Raw genomic sequence first — 16523 nt, 5'->3', positions numbered from 1 at the left:
TGTAAAAGTCATCGAATTGACAAAGAACAATGAAACTGAATTACTTTATCGTAACATTTGTACTACTCTAAACGAAAATGAATTTAAAAAAGCAGCATAAGTTTTCGCTCAATTGGGGTAACAATATTTCACTTAAGTTCTTTCTTAACAATTTCTAATACACTCAAACAGTTTCCTCATTTAAAACGGAACATATTTTTGAGAATTACTATAACCTCTAACGATCTGTTTGCAAAGAGGCCAAATAATAAAAGTAGTCCTGTACAAACTTGCCTGAAACAGTATCGGCCAAAGAAAAGGACAGGGTCTTTTCTTCAAGAAATGATCCTGAAAGTGCCAAAAAGACGTTTCGGGAAATGTCAATAATGTGATGATTAATATCATCAAGATCAACTGAGTTATCACAAACGCCATACAACCTGCATCTTATCGGTCGGTATTCAAATAGAGAGCATCTGGATTCTCTATTTAACGGGCATAGAATCTTTTCTCTGGCGTAGGTTTCCATCAAAGCCTTTTTATCTTTTTCGGGATCATATCCTTTCTTGCCTAGTCGGGCTTTTATGTCTCTTGTGTTTTTACATACCATTACAGCCTTGCTAATGGTCTCTGTTCTCAAACTTCGGGGAAGGATGCGATTCATCATATTGCTTAGATAGATCACCTCTATAAACTGCAGATCGAAGTACTGGAAACAGCATTCTGAAGATTCGAGCCCACATATTTTAACGTTGGTGCGGGTTTTGCTCGCCTTTTTAATGTCTTCATCTATTTTTTGAATCAGGGCTTCATAATCAGCAAAATAGATGCTTAAATCAACCACGTTTCTCGCTTCAAGTGAAGGCTCTCTGACCTTCAGAACTTTTGATTTTTTTCCATATTTTTTTAAGAGTTTCCATTGGCGATAATTGGTCGGAGTCGCACATGTATCTCTCATTTTTTTGGTGGCCACCTTTAGGCCAAGACCTCTTCTCAGCAAATAGGAGGTCACAAATGTACCTGTTCGCCCAATTCCATGGCGGCAGTGTACCAGGGTCTTTTTACCCAGATAAATCGCTTCGTCCAGCCAGGCAAGTGCCTTTTCCATGTCATCCATATCGGGAGTATTTTCGTCCTGGACCGGCAGATAATAAACCTCAAAGCCTGACTGATGCTCGATTTCATGAAGGTCGTCGAACTCTGCACAAAGGTTGATTATGGCATTGATTCCCTGTTTTTTTATAGAATCGAGCTCAACAAACGACATGGGGGCATGACCCACCGCCAGATAATCGGTAATCCATGTAAGCCGGTAAGCCGGATCTTTTTTTAATTGATGTTTGTCGGTGCACGATCGAATATTTAAGCTTTTCAAGCAATTTTTTAAAAATTTTTTTACCGATTCGACCTTCATGCTTGGGCTCCCCTATTTTAAATCATCACATCTCAACTGAAGCGAAATGATACCGTCCGTTCATAAACTCTTCCACATAATTTTCCACCATGGAGCTGTCTTTAAGATACATATCCATTAACCGGGTACAACCCAGAAGACGGCCAATGATATCCAGTTTGTGTTCAATAGATTTCCTTTGTCCCCCTTTAAGAGTGCCATCTATAAGATCGTTTATCATATTCACTTTGAATCCAAGTCGATCCAGAATGCTGCCCAGGAAATCGGCCCTTAGCATTCTCTTGTCAATATCAGCCCCTCCCCCGGAAAACTTGAACAGGATATAATTATTTTTAGCTTGATCTCCGCAAATTGTATCTACAATAACAAAATGATAACCAAACCGAAGATTTAGGTTGAGGTAGTCGTGGGAAAGAACCGCATAACTGGCAAACATGGTTGACTCTGCGCTGATGATCCCACCGCTCATCACAATTTTGTCGTACTCCGCCCAGTCAAAGTGGGTAAAATCCGACCAGGTTATATCAGGATGGGTCAAGCCTTTAAATATGGCTTTCATGGGAATGCTGAGGATATCGTCCATGCGAACTGTTTTTTGCCCGGATCGGTTTTGCCTGGCTCCACCACCGACGTCCACCACGTAAAACAGCATGGGCAATTTTGAAAGCAATTTTTTAGCCCCTCCCAACTTTCTGATTCGCCTATTTCCCATGTGAAACATCTCCTGAACTGCCTTTTCATGGGTAAACCGGAGAATATCGTGAAGTGACCTGGATCCTTCCGGGATAAAAGATTCAGCCTGCGGATCAGTGAGCCTTAACGGTGAAATGAAATCTATGACATATCTCAATTTGTGTGCAAAGGGGCTGTCTGATAGCAGGTCCCTTTGTGCGCAAGGGCTTTCCAGCATTTCCTGGACAATGCCATCATAAACCGCCCTGCCATCCGCATGGACGGTCACATCATTCCCCTGGGTGAGGCGGGCAGTTGCCACACCGGTATTTACCAGGGTGGGTACCCCGAATTCACGTGCCACAGATGAAAAATGACCGGCAGTGCTACCCGTATCGGTGACCACGGCATTTAACTTGTTCATCACTGTGACATAGTTGGGAGAGGCCTTTTTGGCTACAAGAACCGCACCGTCATGCAGATTTTCAAGATCTGATTCGCGCTCTATCCTGAACACTTTTCCTGCACCAATTCCGGGACAGGCCATTTCCCCACCCGACACCTGAAGTTGGTTTTCTATATCTTCAAACGTGCATTCAAGAGGCGTTAAGTCGGTTTCTTCAAACCGAAGCGGTCTTGATTGAAGCAAAAAAAGTTGACCATCGCTGTCCATGCACCACTCAATATCCTGAGGTTCTTTAAAATGTTTCTCAAGCTTCATTCCCCAATCGGCAAGAATGAGGGCAGAAGCATCATCAAGGGAATGTAACCGCTGCTTTTCATCATCAATCGGAACAACTTCAGTGGTGCTTTGTGCTGAAAAGACCATCCGTCTTGATTTGACTCCTGTTTTTTTTTGGATGATTTCAGGTTGATGCTTCTTGGTCACCTTAATGATATCTGCTGACACCTCGCCTCCCACCAACAATTCACCCAGGCCCCAGATGGAATGAATGGTCAGGCTGTTTGTGCCAGGATCTTCCATATCTTCAGTATAGATGATTCCGCTAACAGCCGAATCGACCATCTCAAGAGCAGCCACCGCCATGGGGGTTTCCGTATCCAAAAGTCCATAGCTGATCCTGTAATAAAGTGCTCTCGGTGAATATTTGCTTGCTATGACCGCCTTATAGGCGTCAAGCATGCCGTTTTTACCTACATTAAGAATGGTGCGGTACTGACCTGCAAAAGACGAGCGCGTGTCCTCGCCCACGGCGCTGCTCCGCAATGCCAGTCTTACCTCTTTGCCTGCCTGCCTTTGAATTCGATCATACGCGTTGAAGATATCCTTTTCCATGTCAGAGGGAATTTGGGCGTTGGTCATAAGATCCACCAACTCCTGTGAAATGATATTCAAAGACGCGGTGGAGTTGATGTCCAGCCTACAGAGCCTTTCATCAATTGATTTTCTCAAATCATTATACTCAACAAAGTAGTTAAAAGCGTTGGTGGTGATCACCATCCCACCGGGTATGGGAAGCTGTAAATCTCTTTCAATGATAGACAGGTTCAAAGCTTTGCTGCCGGCCAAAGTCTGGCTATCCAGAGGAATTGTATGTAAGGTCATGGTAAAGGGGGCAGAAGGATTACCTACCTGGGTGGCAAAAATGAATTTAATATAGGAGTCGAATTTTTTAAAATAGGCTTTCAATTCAGGGTAACAGGTGGGACACATTTTTTCAAAGTCTTTCAACATTGCAAAAACATACCGGGAAAGATCATTATATTTTTCCTCGATAAGCTTGAAGTCCACCCTGAGCTGATTGTAATATATCTCTTCCAGTTCCGCCATCAATACATGCACCTGCTGGTCATGTGTCAACAGAGATTTAAAAGCCTCATACTTGCCCTTAAGCGCCTTTGTCGGAGAAAAAAGTTTATAAGTCCAGTGCTTAAACAGGTTGGTTATAGGCATTTTTCAATTCCTTTGTATGCAGATATACCAAATATCCCTGCGGAAACAGTGAAGCATCCTGTTTATCTTTTACTATCATTGTTGGGTTCTTTGGCTTTTTTGTCGGTTCCCCAAATTTTTATTAAGTATGGATCACGGCCGGAACTAGATCGGTATTGCTTGTATCTTCCCGGGTTTTTCTTATGGTAATCCTGATGATAGTCTTCTGCTTTAAAAAATTTTGATGCTTGGACGATATGGGTAACGATAGGATTTTTATATCTTGCCGACTGATCCAGTGTTGCCTTGGATTTTTCTGCCAATGCTTTTTGTTGCTGGTTATGATAAAAAATAGCCGATCTGTATTGCGTGCCTTTATCGATAAATTGCCCGTCCGGATCGGTGGGGTCAATTTGTTTCCAAAAGACTTCAAGGAGCTCCGAATAGGTTATTTCAGCAGGATCAAAGGTGACTTGAACGGCTTCAAAATGACCGGTCTGTCCGGTGCAAACCTCCTCATAGGTTGGATCGTCTTTGAATCCTCCGGTATAACCTGACGTCACATCTTTAACCCCTTTCAGTTTCTTAAAAGGGTGTTCCATACACCAAAAACATCCTCCGGCAAAGGTGGCTTTGTCTAATTTGGTTGGAGCAGATGAATCAGTCGGGGTGACCATCAGGGTAGGTAACAGAAATATTAATTGACTGTTTTTTCCAACCACGTTGATTTCCTCCCAACGATGCTATGCTTTATTATAAATAACTCGCTAACGCAACTGACTGGCCTTATTTAGCAGCAGCTTCTTTTAGCTTCTGTGATATTTTTTATTTCTTTCATTATAACAGAAAGCAATAATCATACCAACCCGAATATGATTGAACTTTACCTCGCCGCTAAAGTTCATCTCCCTTTCTTTTTACCACGCCGTCAAGGTTGACAAACGGGCAGGTATCGTTATAGTTTAAAAGAAACAGGTGGTATCATTTCCATGGGATTCATTATAACGATTTGAAAAGCGGAATGATATGAATGCAACCTTGGACCTATTTTCCAAAGGACTAAAAAAATAATTAAAGGAAGGATAATAACATGGCTGATGGCGTAATGGAAATAGAAGACGGTAGTTTTGATAACGAAGTTTTACAATCGGAAAAACCTGTGCTGGTTGATTTCTGGGCCCCATGGTGCGGCCCGTGCAAAGCGATCGGCCCGGTGGTCGAAGAACTCGCCGGAGATTTCGGTGATAAAATAAAGTTTGCAAAATGCAACGTTGATAACAATCCGCTGACTCCTGGAAAATTTGGAATCAAAGCTATTCCCACCCTAATCATATTTAAAGAGGGAAACGTTGCAGAGCAGATTACCGGAATGGTTGCCAAATCAAAACTAGAAGAGGCAATAAATAACGTGCTGTAAAAAAGGCACCGGAAGGATTTTTATTTTTGAATCATCGGCGGTGGTATTGTCGCCCACCGCCGGTTTTTATTCTGCATTTTCAGCGGTTTCCGTGGTTAAGTTAAAAAAATGAAACGATTTGCAGCAATATTTTTAATTATACTGATTGTCTGTTCAGGTTGCAGTCTGTTTAAAACCAAGGATTTAAAATCCGCCAGAGAACTTGCGCTGGACGGTATGGATGAATTCAACAGTAATAACTATAAAAGCGCCATTGAATCCTTTGAAAAACTAAAGGACTGGTATCCTTTTAGTAAATTTTCAATTCTGGCAGAATTGAAAATTGCTGACGCACATTATCACCTTCAAGAGTATGAAGAAGCTGTTTTTGCTTATGAAGAGTTTGAAAACCTTCACCCGCGAAATGAAGCGATTCCTTATGTGATTTACCAGATTGGACGCAGCTATTTCGACCAGATTGATACGGTTGATCGCGATCAGGCTTCGGCATTAAAGGCAATCGAAACATTCAAAAGGCTTAATAAGCAATTTCCTGATAATGAATACCGCGGCATCGCATTACAGCATATTAACAAATGCTTGAAAAATCTTGCCGGGCATGAAATGTATGTCGGGCTTTTTTATTACAAAAACAAACATTATAAAGCCGCTTTAAAGCGTTTTCAGGCCGTCCTTTCGAGATACCCGGATGTGGGTATCCACAAGGACGCTTTTTTGCATATTGCTTTGTGTGAAAAAGCTTTGAAAAAAGAAGCGGAAAACAAGTAGGCAAAGTTAAAAACAAACATTCGTTTTTCAATCTTAGTTCGGTTCATCCGGGGAATCGCCTGTTTTCCCGGTACCAGACTTTACAATCTTATCTATAAATGAACGTACGGCAGCTATCTCGCTTCAATTAGATTTGAACCAGCCCCAGGGGACGGAATCCCACCACGGCGTTGATCGTTTCTGCTTGTATCAATTTATCTGAGTAGATAGGGGGCGTGTAACACATCGATCTCATTTGTTAAGTCTTGTGACAGGCCAATAGGCCATTCCCCGGTCGAACCTAAGGTTGCATGAATCGTTGTGTCCAATCGGGCATGAAAATTTATGAGAATGACTGAAGTTTATGTGCGAATTTGAAGAAAAATGCTTTACACCCCTTTGATTATGGTGTAAAAGCCGCACCATCAGTTTTTAAGATTGAGTATTTTTCTAAATAATTTCAAAATATAGAGAAAATTAAGCGATACCTGAGCTTTAAGGAGAAAATAGATGTCCAGAATTTGTGAAATATGTGGGAAAAAACCGCTTACGGGAAACAATGTCAGTCATGCCCACAACCAAACCAAGCGTCGTTTTAACCCGAACCTTCAAAGGGTCAGAGCGGTTTTAAACGGAAGAACCAAAAAAATTGTGGTATGTACCAGTTGTATAAAATCAGGTCATGTGGTTAAAGCGCCCTGAATGAATCCTAACCGATACGCTTTATTTCCTGGACATGTTTTATCTTTTTTAAAGTGGATAAAATTCTGTTTAAATGTTCAGTACTGCCCACATCTATGGTAAAATAGCTTTCCACAATTTTATTTTCATTGGTCGCTGTTTTTGCGCTGATGATGTTCGCTTCAAGCTTGCTGATCGCGCCGACCACATCGGCCAGCAGCCCCATTCGGTCATAGGAACGGATCCTGATTTTTACCGGATATTTTTCATCAATTTCCTTATTCCACTCCACATCGATTTGTCGTTCAGGATTCATATTCAAGGCGTTAATACAACCGGCTCGATGGACGGTCACACCGTAACCTTTGGTAATATAACCCGTAATAGGATCACCTGGAACGGGCTGGCAGCACTTGCCGAACTTTATCAGGATGTCATCCGCACCTTTTACAATGACCCCTGATTTGGGTTTCTTTTTCTTTACCCGACCGATGATCTTGTTAAAAATAGATTGCCGGTTTTCCTCCAGCTCGGTCTTTGAAGTGAATTTTCGTACCACCTGCAAGGGAGTGATTTTACCGTAACCCACATTTGCAATAAGGTCGTCTACCGTCTTAAATCCGAAATGGCCGGCTACATTTTCCATTTCTTCCGTTTTCACCAATGAGCTGAAATTAAGGCGTTCTTTACGAAACGCTTTTTCACACATCTCACGGCCAAGACTTAAGCTTCTGTCTTTTTCCTGGGTTTTAATCCATTGCCTGATTCTTGACCGGGCCTTAACCGTCTTCACAAATTTAAGCCAGTCCTTGCTCGGGTGGTGACTTTTTGATGTGATAATTTCTGCAATATCACCCGTTTTCAGCTCATGCTTGAGGGGGACCATTCGACCGTTCACTTTGGCTCCGCTGCACTGGTTTCCAACTTCGGTATGTATGGCATAGGCAAAATCCACCGGCGAAGCCCCTTTTGGAAGTGACTTGATTTCCCCTCTGGGAGTAAAAACATAGACTTCATCCGGGAAAAGATCGATGCGGACATTTTCCAAAAACTCGCTGGGATCGCGAAAATTTTCCTGGTTTTCAACCAGGTTCTGAATCCAGGCATAAGCCTGGCTCACATTTTCATCAATACTTTTGCCTTCTTTATAGCTCCAATGGGCGGCAATGCCTGACTTGGCAACCTTATCCATCTCCCAGGTTCGTATCTGTATTTCTATGCGCTCGCCGAACGGGCCGATAACCGTGGTGTGAAGGGATTGATACATGTTCGGCTTCGGACGCCCGATATAATCCTTGAACTTGATGTCTATCGGTTTCCACAGGGAATGGATAAGACCCAGCGCTTCGTAACACTGGGGTATGGTATCGAGTATGATCCTGAAAGCGATAATGTCATAAACATCATCAAAGTCGAGGTTCTGAGTGACCATCTTCTGGTATATGCTGTAATAATGTTTGTTCCTGCCAAGGATTTCGCATTTCAGATCGGCCTCACCCAACTTTTTTGCCATGTAATTTTTTACAGTTTCCACATATTTTTCGCGTTCCTGTTGGTCTTTTCGCACAAAACTTTTTATTTCGGAATAATCCTCCGGCTGAAGGTACATAAAGGAAGTGTCTTCAAGTTCCTTTTTTATCCAGTAAATGCCCAGCCGATCTGCAATAGGGGAATAAATATCGATGGTTTCCTGGGCAATTTTTCTCTTTTTTTGTTTGTTATTATGAAATTGCAGTGTTCTCATGTTATGCAGCCGGTCAGCCAGCTTAATTAAAATGACCCGGATGTCATCAGCCATGGCAAGGATCATTTTTCGTATGCTTTCAGCCTGACGTGCCTGAGAACTGCGGAATGGAAGTTTGCTGAGTTTGGTCACTCCGGATACGATATTAAGAACGTCCTGGCCGAACATTTCTTTTATATCTTCCTCAGTTGCACTGGTATCTTCAATGACGTCATGCAAGAGACCGGCAGCCACACTCACCACATCGAGTTTCATATCCGCCAGTATACTGGCCACTTCAAGGGGGTGGGAAAGGTATGGTTCACCGGACAGTCGCACCTGTCCATCGTGAACCCTTGCAGAGTAGATATAAGCTTTATCTATAATATCAAGGTCAGCTTCAGGATTGGTTTCAGATACCTTGTCAAGTATATCATTGATACGGATCATCTTAATATGCCTTGGCAAAAATTACCCGGTCACGTGCGCTTTTCCCGCAGCAAATACATTTCCCCGAACTTGTATCGTTTTCAAAGGGGATACATCGGATGGTCACCTTAAGATCTTCCTTTATTTTTGCCTCACATTCAGCCGAACCACACCAAAAAGACAAGGCAAAGCCACCGTGTATCTCCGGCTTTTCCTGACTTTCAGGGGTGAAATAGTCATAAAACTTCTTTTTATCGTCAATAATTATAGTATGTTCTTTCTTAAATGACAAGGCCCGGGTAAAAAGATTATTTTGTATCTCATCTAAAATATTTTTTATTTCTCCCACAAATTGATTTCTTTTTATGGATTCTTTGTCCCGGTGACCTTTGTCTCTTCTTCCCACAAATACCGAATGATCCGAAATATCTCTGGGCCCAATCTCAACTCTAAGAGGTATTCCCTTTTTTATCCAGTCCCAACCTCTGGCGCCACCGATATCGCGATCATCGATTTCAACTTCGATACGGCGATTATCATACTTTATGTCTTTGAGTTCTGTTGACAGGCTTTGGGTATATTCCATTACTTTTTGCCTGTCTTTGTCCTTTCTGATGATGGGTAAAAGAACCACATGAGAAGATGCGATTTTGGGAGGGAGGATAATGCCGTCGTCGTCCCCATGGGTCATGATGAGTCCACCGATAAGGCGGGTAGATGAACCCCATGAGGTGGTCCATGCGTATTCCTCTGTTTCTTTGGCCGACTGAAACCGGATGGCGGATGCCTTGGCAAAATTTTGCCCCAAAAAGTGTGATGTCCCTGCCTGAAGGGCCTTCCTGTCTTGCATCATGGCTTCGATACACAGGGTGTCGATTGCACCGGGAAATCTTTCAGCTGCTGATTTTCTCCCCCTGATGACAGGCATCGCCAGGTATTCTTCCGCATGCGTTGCATACACATCGAGCATCATTTGGGTTCGCTCAAGCGCTTCCTCTTTTGTCGCATGTGCGGTATGACCTTCCTGCCACAAAAACTCGCTGGTTCTTAAAAACAGGCGGGTTCTCATTTCCCACCTCACCACATTTGCCCACTGGTTGATCAACACCGGAAGGTCGCGGTAGCTGCTGATCCACTTGGAAAATGAATCTCCAATAATGGTTTCAGAGGTGGGACGGACCACCAGGGGTTCTGTTAACCGGCCGGCGGGTTGAAGGCTGTCCTCCGATCCTTTTTCAAGCCGGTGATGGGTGACGACCGCACATTCCTTGGCAAATCCTTCCACATGCTCAGCTTCTTTTTCTAGAAAGCTTAGCGGAATAAACAGGGGGAAATATGCATTTCTTACTCCGGTTGATTTAAACATATCATCAAGGGCATGCATGATGTTTTCCCACAGAGCATATCCCCAGGGTTTAATTACCATACAGCCCCTGACCGGAGATCTTTCTGCCAGGTCCGACGCCTTGATGACCTGCTGGTACCATTCTGAGTAGTCTTCAGACCTGGTGGGGGCAATGGCTGTTTTTGTCTGATTCGTCATAATTTTCCTTTCTCATATTTTTCAACTTCTTCCAGTAGAATTTCAACCATTCGTTCTTGGGGAACTTTTTTTACCACCTTTCCCCGTTTGAAAAGTATGCCGACACCATCTCCGCCGGCGATACCAATATCCGCTTCTTTTGCTTCTCCCGGTCCGTTTACCACACAGCCCATGATGGCAATTTTTATCGGGGTGGATTTTAATAATAAAGACTTTTCAAGTTTCTCAACCATTGAAAAAAGATCAATATTACAGCGCCCACATGTGGGACAGGATATGATTTCCGGACCATATCTGCGAATATCCAGCCCTTTTAATATTTCATATCCAGTCCTTACCTCTTCAACAGGGTCTCTGGTCAAAGAGACCCGAATGGTATCTCCAATGCCCTCAGCAAGAAGCATTCCGATGCCCAGGGAAGATTTAACGATTCCCGAATAAAGACCACCGGCTTCCGTCACACCCACATGCAGGGGAAGGTCAGTCTTTTCCGAAAGAAGCCGGTATGCTTGAACGGTTCGGTGAACGTCGGACGCTTTGATAGATAATTTGATTTGGTGAAAATCAAGCGATCTCACCAGATCGATATTTCGCATCGCACTTTCCACCATCGCTTCCGCGCACGGGCCTTGGTATTTTTTTAGCAAATCTTTTTCCACAGATCCTGAATTCACCCCTATGCGCACCGGAATATTAAAGTCTTTGGCGCAATCAATGACCGCTTTGACTTTTTCCCTGCTGCCTATATTTCCCGGGTTTATTCTAAGAGCATCCGCACCTGCTCTGGCGGAAGCGATTGCCAGGCGATAATCAAAATGAATGTCTGCGATAATTGGAACAGATATTTTTTTCTTTATCGAAGTAATTGCCTCCGCAGCCTCGATAACCGGAACGGCAACCCTTACTATCTCGCATCCTGCGGCCTCTAAACGCCGTATTTGGGCAACAGTAGCCGGAATATCCTGTGTATACGTATTGGTCATGGACTGGATGGAAACAGGGGCCATGTCGCCAATTTTTATTTTGCCGACCATCACAGACCGGGTTTTTTTTCGTTTGATGTCAAAAGGCATGAGCTTTTATACTTCAGATTGATACAAAAAACAATTGCAAAAAGTGTCCTTGAATTTTCTTGAACAAAGTATATTTGTCTGATAAAAAAAAGCTATAGTCGTTTACAGCTTGAAACTTGAAAGCCGGATTTCCGGCTTCCACTTTCAATGTTCACTGAACGCTTACGGAAATTCAGAAACCGGTTTTGGCTTGATCGGGTCAGTGAGGAAAAAATGAGTCTTGAACACAGCAATCATTTTGCCAAAAAGCATCAGGGTGACATAAAGATAGATCCTTTAATTAAGGAAGCCGTTGTAAAACGCTCTAAGGAAGGAAAACTTTCCTGCGCGGTTGCATTTGAAATCGCAAAAGAGCTGGGGGTTGAAGCGGCTGAAGTGGGAAAGACGGTGGATCTGTTGAATTTTCGCTTGATGAAGTGCCAGCTTGGGCTGTTCGGCTATCTGCCCAAAAAAAAGATTGTAAAACCCCAAACCACTGACAATCAGGATTTAAAAGATGCCATTTCTCATGCGCTGGTGGATGGAAGACTTCCCTGCAAGAATGCGTGGGATATTGCCGCTGAATTTAACCTAAGAAAGATGACCATCAGCAGCATTGTCGAGGCGATGAACATTAAAATAAAACCCTGCCAAATCGGGGCATTTTAACGATGTCGGCAAACAGGACCAACACCAAGCCGTTTGCCGGTTAACTACTGTCTTTGGTATTTACATCATTCTTTCTGGTTTGAACCTGACCCCGATCTAATCTGACAGCGCTCGGTGACAAACCGCCCGGCTGATCATTACGATAAAGTCTTCCCACCATCTATAATGCTCCTATGGTCTGCAGAGTGCCAGGCCGTTTCCTCCCTTGGGAATGCGACCGACGAGTGAACCTTTTGCGGCCTCTTGTCGATTTTTACTGCGTTCCACAGGAACGCTGGAATGGGAGATTGACAATCAAGCGATTTTGTTAATGGAAATTCAAGCTCATCATATAAAGCGATTCCTCATACTAATCTTCACATTTTATGGTTCTTTACTGGCGGCCCTTATATCTGTGGGGCAATTGATTGCAGATAGAAAATCCGTTAAAAATTGGTTGTTTTTGGGGTTATTCTTTGTATTTGGCCTGTTTCAAATCCATTATATCCTTTTTGAAATGGGCCTATTAATGGAATATAAAGCAGCCAATGTTTTTCCAATCACAGCTTTTTATCTATTGGGGCCAATGGTTTATTTGATAACAACACATTCACTTCATAAGAATTACAGTATCAATCCTTCCGGTCTATTGCATTTTTTACCTGCTGTCGTCGCATCTGTTATTTCGCTTTCGGTCATTTATACTTCTGAATTCCAAAAACCTGTGCTGTTGTCTGAATATTTTTATAATACCAATATGTTATATATTGGAATAGCGGGCTGGTTGTTTTTTGTATTATATCTTGTTTGCTCGGTTCGCCAATTATTGAATTATTTTATTTTATCCAAGCAAACCATTTTGAATCATCCTTCGGCATTGGTTGTTTGCATCATTTTAGCTTTATTAATGCTCGCCTGTATTTCCGATATAGTAGCGTTCATCTCCAATAAGCCTGTATTCATGGAATTATCAGTATTAATGCTAACACTTATTATTATTTTTTTATTTTTAATCAACTTCAGGTATCCGGGTTACTATAAAATACTATACGGAGTGGTTGAAAAGGAAAAGAATAAACGCTCCTATTTAAAGGGCATCAACTTTAAAGAATTGACCTCGAAGCTAAATTATCTAATGGATACCGAAGAAATATTTACCGATGAACATATTTCCCTACCCTTATTGGCTCAAAAGGTAAATGTATCTCAACATCAGCTTTCACAATTTTTAAATGAGAAACAAGGAGAAAGCTTTTCATCATTTATAAATAAATATAGAATAAAAAAAGCAAAGAAAATGCTGGTGGAGAATCCCGAGAATAAAATTCTTGCCATTGCTTATGATGCCGGATTTCAATCAAAATCAACTTTTAATGCGGCCTTTGCAAAATATGCCGGAATGACCCCGCATGAATTCAGAGAAAAAAATGTAAAATAACCCGATTATTTAGTCCGGAGTTATAACACCGGTCGACGGTTACACCTTTTTGAATTAATTTTGCTATAACTACTTAATTTAATTTTGGGAGGTGTATTATGAAGCTCAATGTAAAATCATTTGCTTTGACGACCGGATTGATCTGGGGAATGGGTCTTTTCTTATTTACCTGGTGGGTAATTGCTTTTGATGGGATTAGCGGTGACCCCACTTTGATAGGACGTCTCTATCGTGGGTACTGCATCAGCCCAATGGGTAGTATTATCGGCTTGATTTGGGCGTTCATAGACGGTCTGATCGGGGGTGCGATATTTGCCTGGCTGTATAATTTATTCTCAGCCGGTACTTCAAGTAAAGCAGAAGCATAATTTTGCCGGAGTAAAGAAATATCGCAAGCCATTGCTGCAGTTGAACGGAAAACTCCCTTTGAAGTCCTGTTTCTTTTTGCTGCGCTCCAGGTGAACAAGACACCGAGTTGGAAAATTGCCCTTTACCTAAATTACCATTACATACGCAATTTTTGTGCAGGGCAATTCTGTTCCACCGGAGCGTTTTGCTAGAAACAGATTGAATGGAGGATTCATGTGATTTCAAAATTGCCTAAAGATGTAATCATCAGAAATAGTGCGCCTTCAGACCATCATCGCATCATAAGCGTGTTACAAGAGTGGTGGGGGGGTAGAGATTTGACATGGATGTTGCCGAAACTATTTCTAAACCATTTTTGCAATACCTCATTTGTCATGGAAAAAAATGACGCATTAATCGCTTTCTTAATCGGTTTTCTATCGCAATCGGATACGGGTGAGGGCTATATTCATTTTGCCGGTGTTCATCCGGATTATCGCGGGATTGGAATAGGAGAATATCTGTACCGACAATTTTATCGGGTTTGCAAAGAAAATAAGCGTGACACCATCCGGGCATGCACCTCCCCCGTCAATAAAGGATCAATCGAATTTCATAAAAAAATGGGATTCCAAATCGAACCGGGCAATTCCGAAGTTGATGGCATCCCCGTTACTCTGGATTACAACCGGCCAAACGACCCCAAGGTATTGTTTAAAAAAAAGATATAGGTGTTTTGCTATTAATTCATTATCGTTCTTTCTTAGCCATCTCTAATACACTCAGACAGTTTCCTCATTTAAAACGGAACATATTTATGGCAAACAGTATAGCATAGCAAGGTGGCTCTATAAGTACTCTTCATTTTTATTTCTTAAAACGTGCCCATTTCGGTGCCTTTTTGGGTAGGGAAATCCGTCCATAAAAGATATCGTCCATCACCGAGAAAATTTTTCTGGCATATTTATTTCTGGTGATGAGCCGGACGATCAAACGGTGGGGAAAGGTCCTGGCATGGCTCCAGGGACAGACCTTCATGCATATGCAGCAATCTGTCCCTGCTTTGGCCCAGTATGCAAAACAGGTTTCGTCATTTAGCTTCCATTTCAAGGTTCCGTTAAACTCTGTGGGTTCAGCATATGGAATGGATTCTGAAGGGCAGCAGGTGGCGCATTTTTTACAAAATTTGCAAAAATCTTCCACCCCGATATCCACCGGTTTATCCGGGATAAGGGGAAGGTTGGTGGTCACCGCACTCAGTCTTACCCTGGGGCCGAATTCCTTGGTGATTAGATATCCAAGGCGACCAACCTCTCCCAGTCCGGCATCGACCGCCAGTGGAGGTAGAATTGCCGTATAATGGCGCAGGTGGTTGGCAGTGGCCTCATAACCGAGGTTGGCGATAAAGGCGGCCAGTTGAGTGGAAAGATAGGCCCCCTTGGCGTAGTTTTTCATGCTTTCCACCAGAGAAGGGGTGTGAGGGGCCGGACCGATCATATCCGCCGACATCTCGTGGGCCATAACAACGGCATATTTGTGGTCCGCCGGAATCTTTCCGCCCCAATCTTCCCAGTTTTCGTGAAAAATTTCACCCCGGTGAGAGTATATCCAAAGGGGATTTATCTTGGCAATACCGACCAGGTCGGCACCGAGGTTGGTCGCATACCCTTTGATCCTGGTGGTTGCTTCGGAAGGGCTGAGATCGATTTTGTTGCCATTGAGCCAGGGATGTGCATGGGGTTTGACAATTTCGGAGGAGCAAAGATGAATAGGCATGGAAATGGATGCCAGCAGGGCCGCCACATTGGGACCTTCATAAGGACTGTCTATCTGACCGATTTTCCCCAAAGGGCCGCCTTTCTCCCTGCGGTCGGAGTCATATTTTTCAAGTTGCGGGTGTTCGCTGTAAAATCGATCATACTGCTCCGAATCCGGGCGGATGGACCGATTTCTGGCAAAAACCATCATTCTTTCGTCAAAGCGGCTGCTTTTGCTGACGACATATCCGGTTGCCCCTAGTAATGCTCTCCGGTTGGGTGCCGTTTTCCTTACCATGAAAATGGCAGCCAAAATTACCAAGATAAAACCGGCGATAAGCAACTCCATGCCGGGTGAGGTTTTAAAGAACCCACGTCCAACCAGGAAAAGAAAGATGATTAACAGAGTTGCCATACCGGCAAATTGCACCGCGGCGAAAACGGTTGCCCGCCTTTCATTTTCCAATACACTTGAAATAAAAAAGGCAAGCCCGATGAATGTCTGAATGGTTAAACCCAGGACACATAGAAAAATCAATACATTCACAATTGTAAAAGAAAAAGATGCATTCATACCACGTGAGCCCCTTTCATTTTAGCATCAGATGCTGCGTGCTGTTTTTTAAAGGCATTTCCCTTGTATGACAATATATTATGGCACATTAGTGTCCGGTTAAAATTTTATAAAAGCTTCTAACTAATTAATATAATACGATTTAGTGACGATATCAAGAGGGATCGATTTGAAATCAGCTTATTAGGCCTGATATTCCTTTCGTAG

14 protein-coding genes are annotated in these 16523 nt (G+C 42.8%); 7 read left to right on the top strand and 7 right to left on the bottom strand.

Annotated elements, in window-relative coordinates:
- Window positions 1–217 precede the first annotated feature (217 nt).
- The 3 genes from SWH54_17730 to msrA form a co-directional block, all read right to left on the bottom strand.
- Window positions 218–1393, bottom strand: a complete 1176-nt coding sequence (locus SWH54_17730; GenBank protein MDY6793110.1) for a dual specificity protein phosphatase family protein — start codon at window positions 1391–1393, stop codon at window positions 218–220.
- A gap of 25 nt (window positions 1394–1418) precedes the next feature.
- Window positions 1419–3980 carry a PEP/pyruvate-binding domain-containing protein gene (locus SWH54_17725; GenBank protein ID MDY6793109.1) on the bottom strand — a complete coding sequence of 854 codons (2562 nt, stop codon included), beginning with the start codon at window positions 3978–3980 and terminating at the stop codon, window positions 1419–1421.
- Between the two features lie 62 nt (window positions 3981–4042).
- Complete coding sequence (gene msrA, locus SWH54_17720; protein ID MDY6793108.1) at window positions 4043–4681, bottom strand: peptide-methionine (S)-S-oxide reductase MsrA; 639 nt, start codon at window positions 4679–4681, stop codon at window positions 4043–4045.
- Between the two features lie 368 nt (window positions 4682–5049).
- On the opposite strand from msrA, the gene trxA reads away from it, so the two are divergent.
- The 3 genes from trxA (at window position 5050) to rpmB (ending at window position 6825) form a co-directional block, all read left to right on the top strand.
- Complete coding sequence (trxA, locus tag SWH54_17715; protein ID MDY6793107.1) at window positions 5050–5376, top strand: thioredoxin; 327 nt, start codon at window positions 5050–5052, stop codon at window positions 5374–5376.
- Between the two features lie 108 nt (window positions 5377–5484).
- A complete protein-coding gene (locus tag SWH54_17710) occupies window positions 5485–6144 on the top strand; it encodes an outer membrane protein assembly factor BamD (GenBank protein ID MDY6793106.1) in 660 nt (219 codons plus the stop codon).
- Window positions 6145–6633: 489 nt separating this feature from the next.
- Complete coding sequence (gene rpmB, locus SWH54_17705; protein ID MDY6793105.1) at window positions 6634–6825, top strand: 50S ribosomal protein L28; 192 nt, start codon at window positions 6634–6636, stop codon at window positions 6823–6825.
- Between the two features lie 7 nt (window positions 6826–6832).
- Here rpmB and SWH54_17700 read toward each other — a convergent pair whose 3' ends face one another.
- The 3 genes from SWH54_17700 to ispG are packed head-to-tail and all read right to left on the bottom strand — an operon-like array spanning window position 6833 to window position 11572.
- Window positions 6833–8977, bottom strand: a complete 2145-nt coding sequence (locus tag SWH54_17700) for a bifunctional (p)ppGpp synthetase/guanosine-3',5'-bis(diphosphate) 3'-pyrophosphohydrolase (protein MDY6793104.1) — start codon at window positions 8975–8977, stop codon at window positions 6833–6835.
- A gap of 1 nt (window position 8978) precedes the next feature.
- A complete protein-coding gene (gene proS / locus SWH54_17695) occupies window positions 8979–10499 on the bottom strand; it encodes a proline--tRNA ligase (GenBank protein MDY6793103.1) in 1521 nt (506 codons plus the stop codon).
- A complete protein-coding gene (gene ispG, locus SWH54_17690; GenBank protein MDY6793102.1) occupies window positions 10496–11572 on the bottom strand; it encodes a flavodoxin-dependent (E)-4-hydroxy-3-methylbut-2-enyl-diphosphate synthase in 1077 nt (358 codons plus the stop codon). Before ispG ends, proS begins: the two co-directional genes overlap by 4 nt.
- 213 nt (window positions 11573–11785) lie before the next feature.
- On the opposite strand from ispG, the gene SWH54_17685 reads away from it, so the two are divergent.
- From SWH54_17685 to SWH54_17670, 4 genes are all read left to right on the top strand, one after another.
- Window positions 11786–12220 (top strand): hypothetical protein, encoded by a 435-nt coding sequence (locus SWH54_17685; protein MDY6793101.1) that lies wholly within the window; start codon window positions 11786–11788, stop codon window positions 12218–12220.
- A gap of 211 nt (window positions 12221–12431) precedes the next feature.
- The gene (locus tag SWH54_17680; GenBank protein ID MDY6793100.1) at window positions 12432–13637 is read left to right on the top strand and encodes a helix-turn-helix domain-containing protein; all 1206 of its coding nucleotides are present in this window, start codon (window positions 12432–12434) and stop codon (window positions 13635–13637) included.
- Between the two features lie 98 nt (window positions 13638–13735).
- Complete coding sequence (locus tag SWH54_17675) at window positions 13736–14005, top strand: bacteriophage holin (GenBank protein MDY6793099.1); 270 nt, start codon at window positions 13736–13738, stop codon at window positions 14003–14005.
- A gap of 216 nt (window positions 14006–14221) precedes the next feature.
- On the top strand, window positions 14222–14716 hold the full coding sequence (locus SWH54_17670) for a GNAT family N-acetyltransferase (protein MDY6793098.1): 495 nt from the start codon (window positions 14222–14224) through the stop codon (window positions 14714–14716).
- Window positions 14717–14852: 136 nt separating this feature from the next.
- Here SWH54_17670 and SWH54_17665 read toward each other — a convergent pair whose 3' ends face one another.
- Window positions 14853–16316 (bottom strand): reductive dehalogenase, encoded by a 1464-nt coding sequence (locus SWH54_17665; protein MDY6793097.1) that lies wholly within the window; start codon window positions 16314–16316, stop codon window positions 14853–14855.
- Window positions 16317–16523 lie beyond the last annotated feature (207 nt).

This window comes from Thermodesulfobacteriota bacterium (genome assembly GCA_034189135.1).
GTDB lineage: Bacteria > Desulfobacterota > Desulfobacteria > Desulfobacterales > JAUWMJ01 > JAUWMJ01.
This window is presented reverse-complemented; position numbering and strand designations above follow the sequence as displayed.

Excerpts from the sequence above, each read along its gene's own strand:
- SWH54_17730 (MDY6793110.1), bottom strand. The coding sequence starts at position 1,393 with ATGAAGGTCGAATCGGTAAAAAAATTTTTAAAAAATTGCTTGAAAAGC.
- SWH54_17725 (MDY6793109.1), bottom strand. The coding sequence starts at position 3,980 with ATGCCTATAACCAACCTGTTTAAGCACTGGACTTATAAACTTTTTTCT.
- trxA (MDY6793107.1), top strand. The coding sequence starts at position 5,050 with ATGGCTGATGGCGTAATGGAAATAGAAGACGGTAGTTTTGATAACGAA.
- SWH54_17710 (MDY6793106.1), top strand. The coding sequence starts at position 5,485 with ATGAAACGATTTGCAGCAATATTTTTAATTATACTGATTGTCTGTTCA.
- rpmB (MDY6793105.1), top strand. The coding sequence starts at position 6,634 with ATGTCCAGAATTTGTGAAATATGTGGGAAAAAACCGCTTACGGGAAAC.
- SWH54_17700 (MDY6793104.1), bottom strand. The coding sequence starts at position 8,977 with ATGATCCGTATCAATGATATACTTGACAAGGTATCTGAAACCAATCCT.
- proS (MDY6793103.1), bottom strand. The coding sequence starts at position 10,499 with ATGACGAATCAGACAAAAACAGCCATTGCCCCCACCAGGTCTGAAGAC.
- ispG (MDY6793102.1), bottom strand. The coding sequence starts at position 11,572 with ATGCCTTTTGACATCAAACGAAAAAAAACCCGGTCTGTGATGGTCGGC.
- SWH54_17685 (MDY6793101.1), top strand. The coding sequence starts at position 11,786 with ATGAGTCTTGAACACAGCAATCATTTTGCCAAAAAGCATCAGGGTGAC.
- SWH54_17680 (MDY6793100.1), top strand. The coding sequence starts at position 12,432 with ATGCGACCGACGAGTGAACCTTTTGCGGCCTCTTGTCGATTTTTACTG.
- SWH54_17675 (MDY6793099.1), top strand. The coding sequence starts at position 13,736 with ATGAAGCTCAATGTAAAATCATTTGCTTTGACGACCGGATTGATCTGG.
- SWH54_17665 (MDY6793097.1), bottom strand. The coding sequence starts at position 16,316 with ATGAATGCATCTTTTTCTTTTACAATTGTGAATGTATTGATTTTTCTA.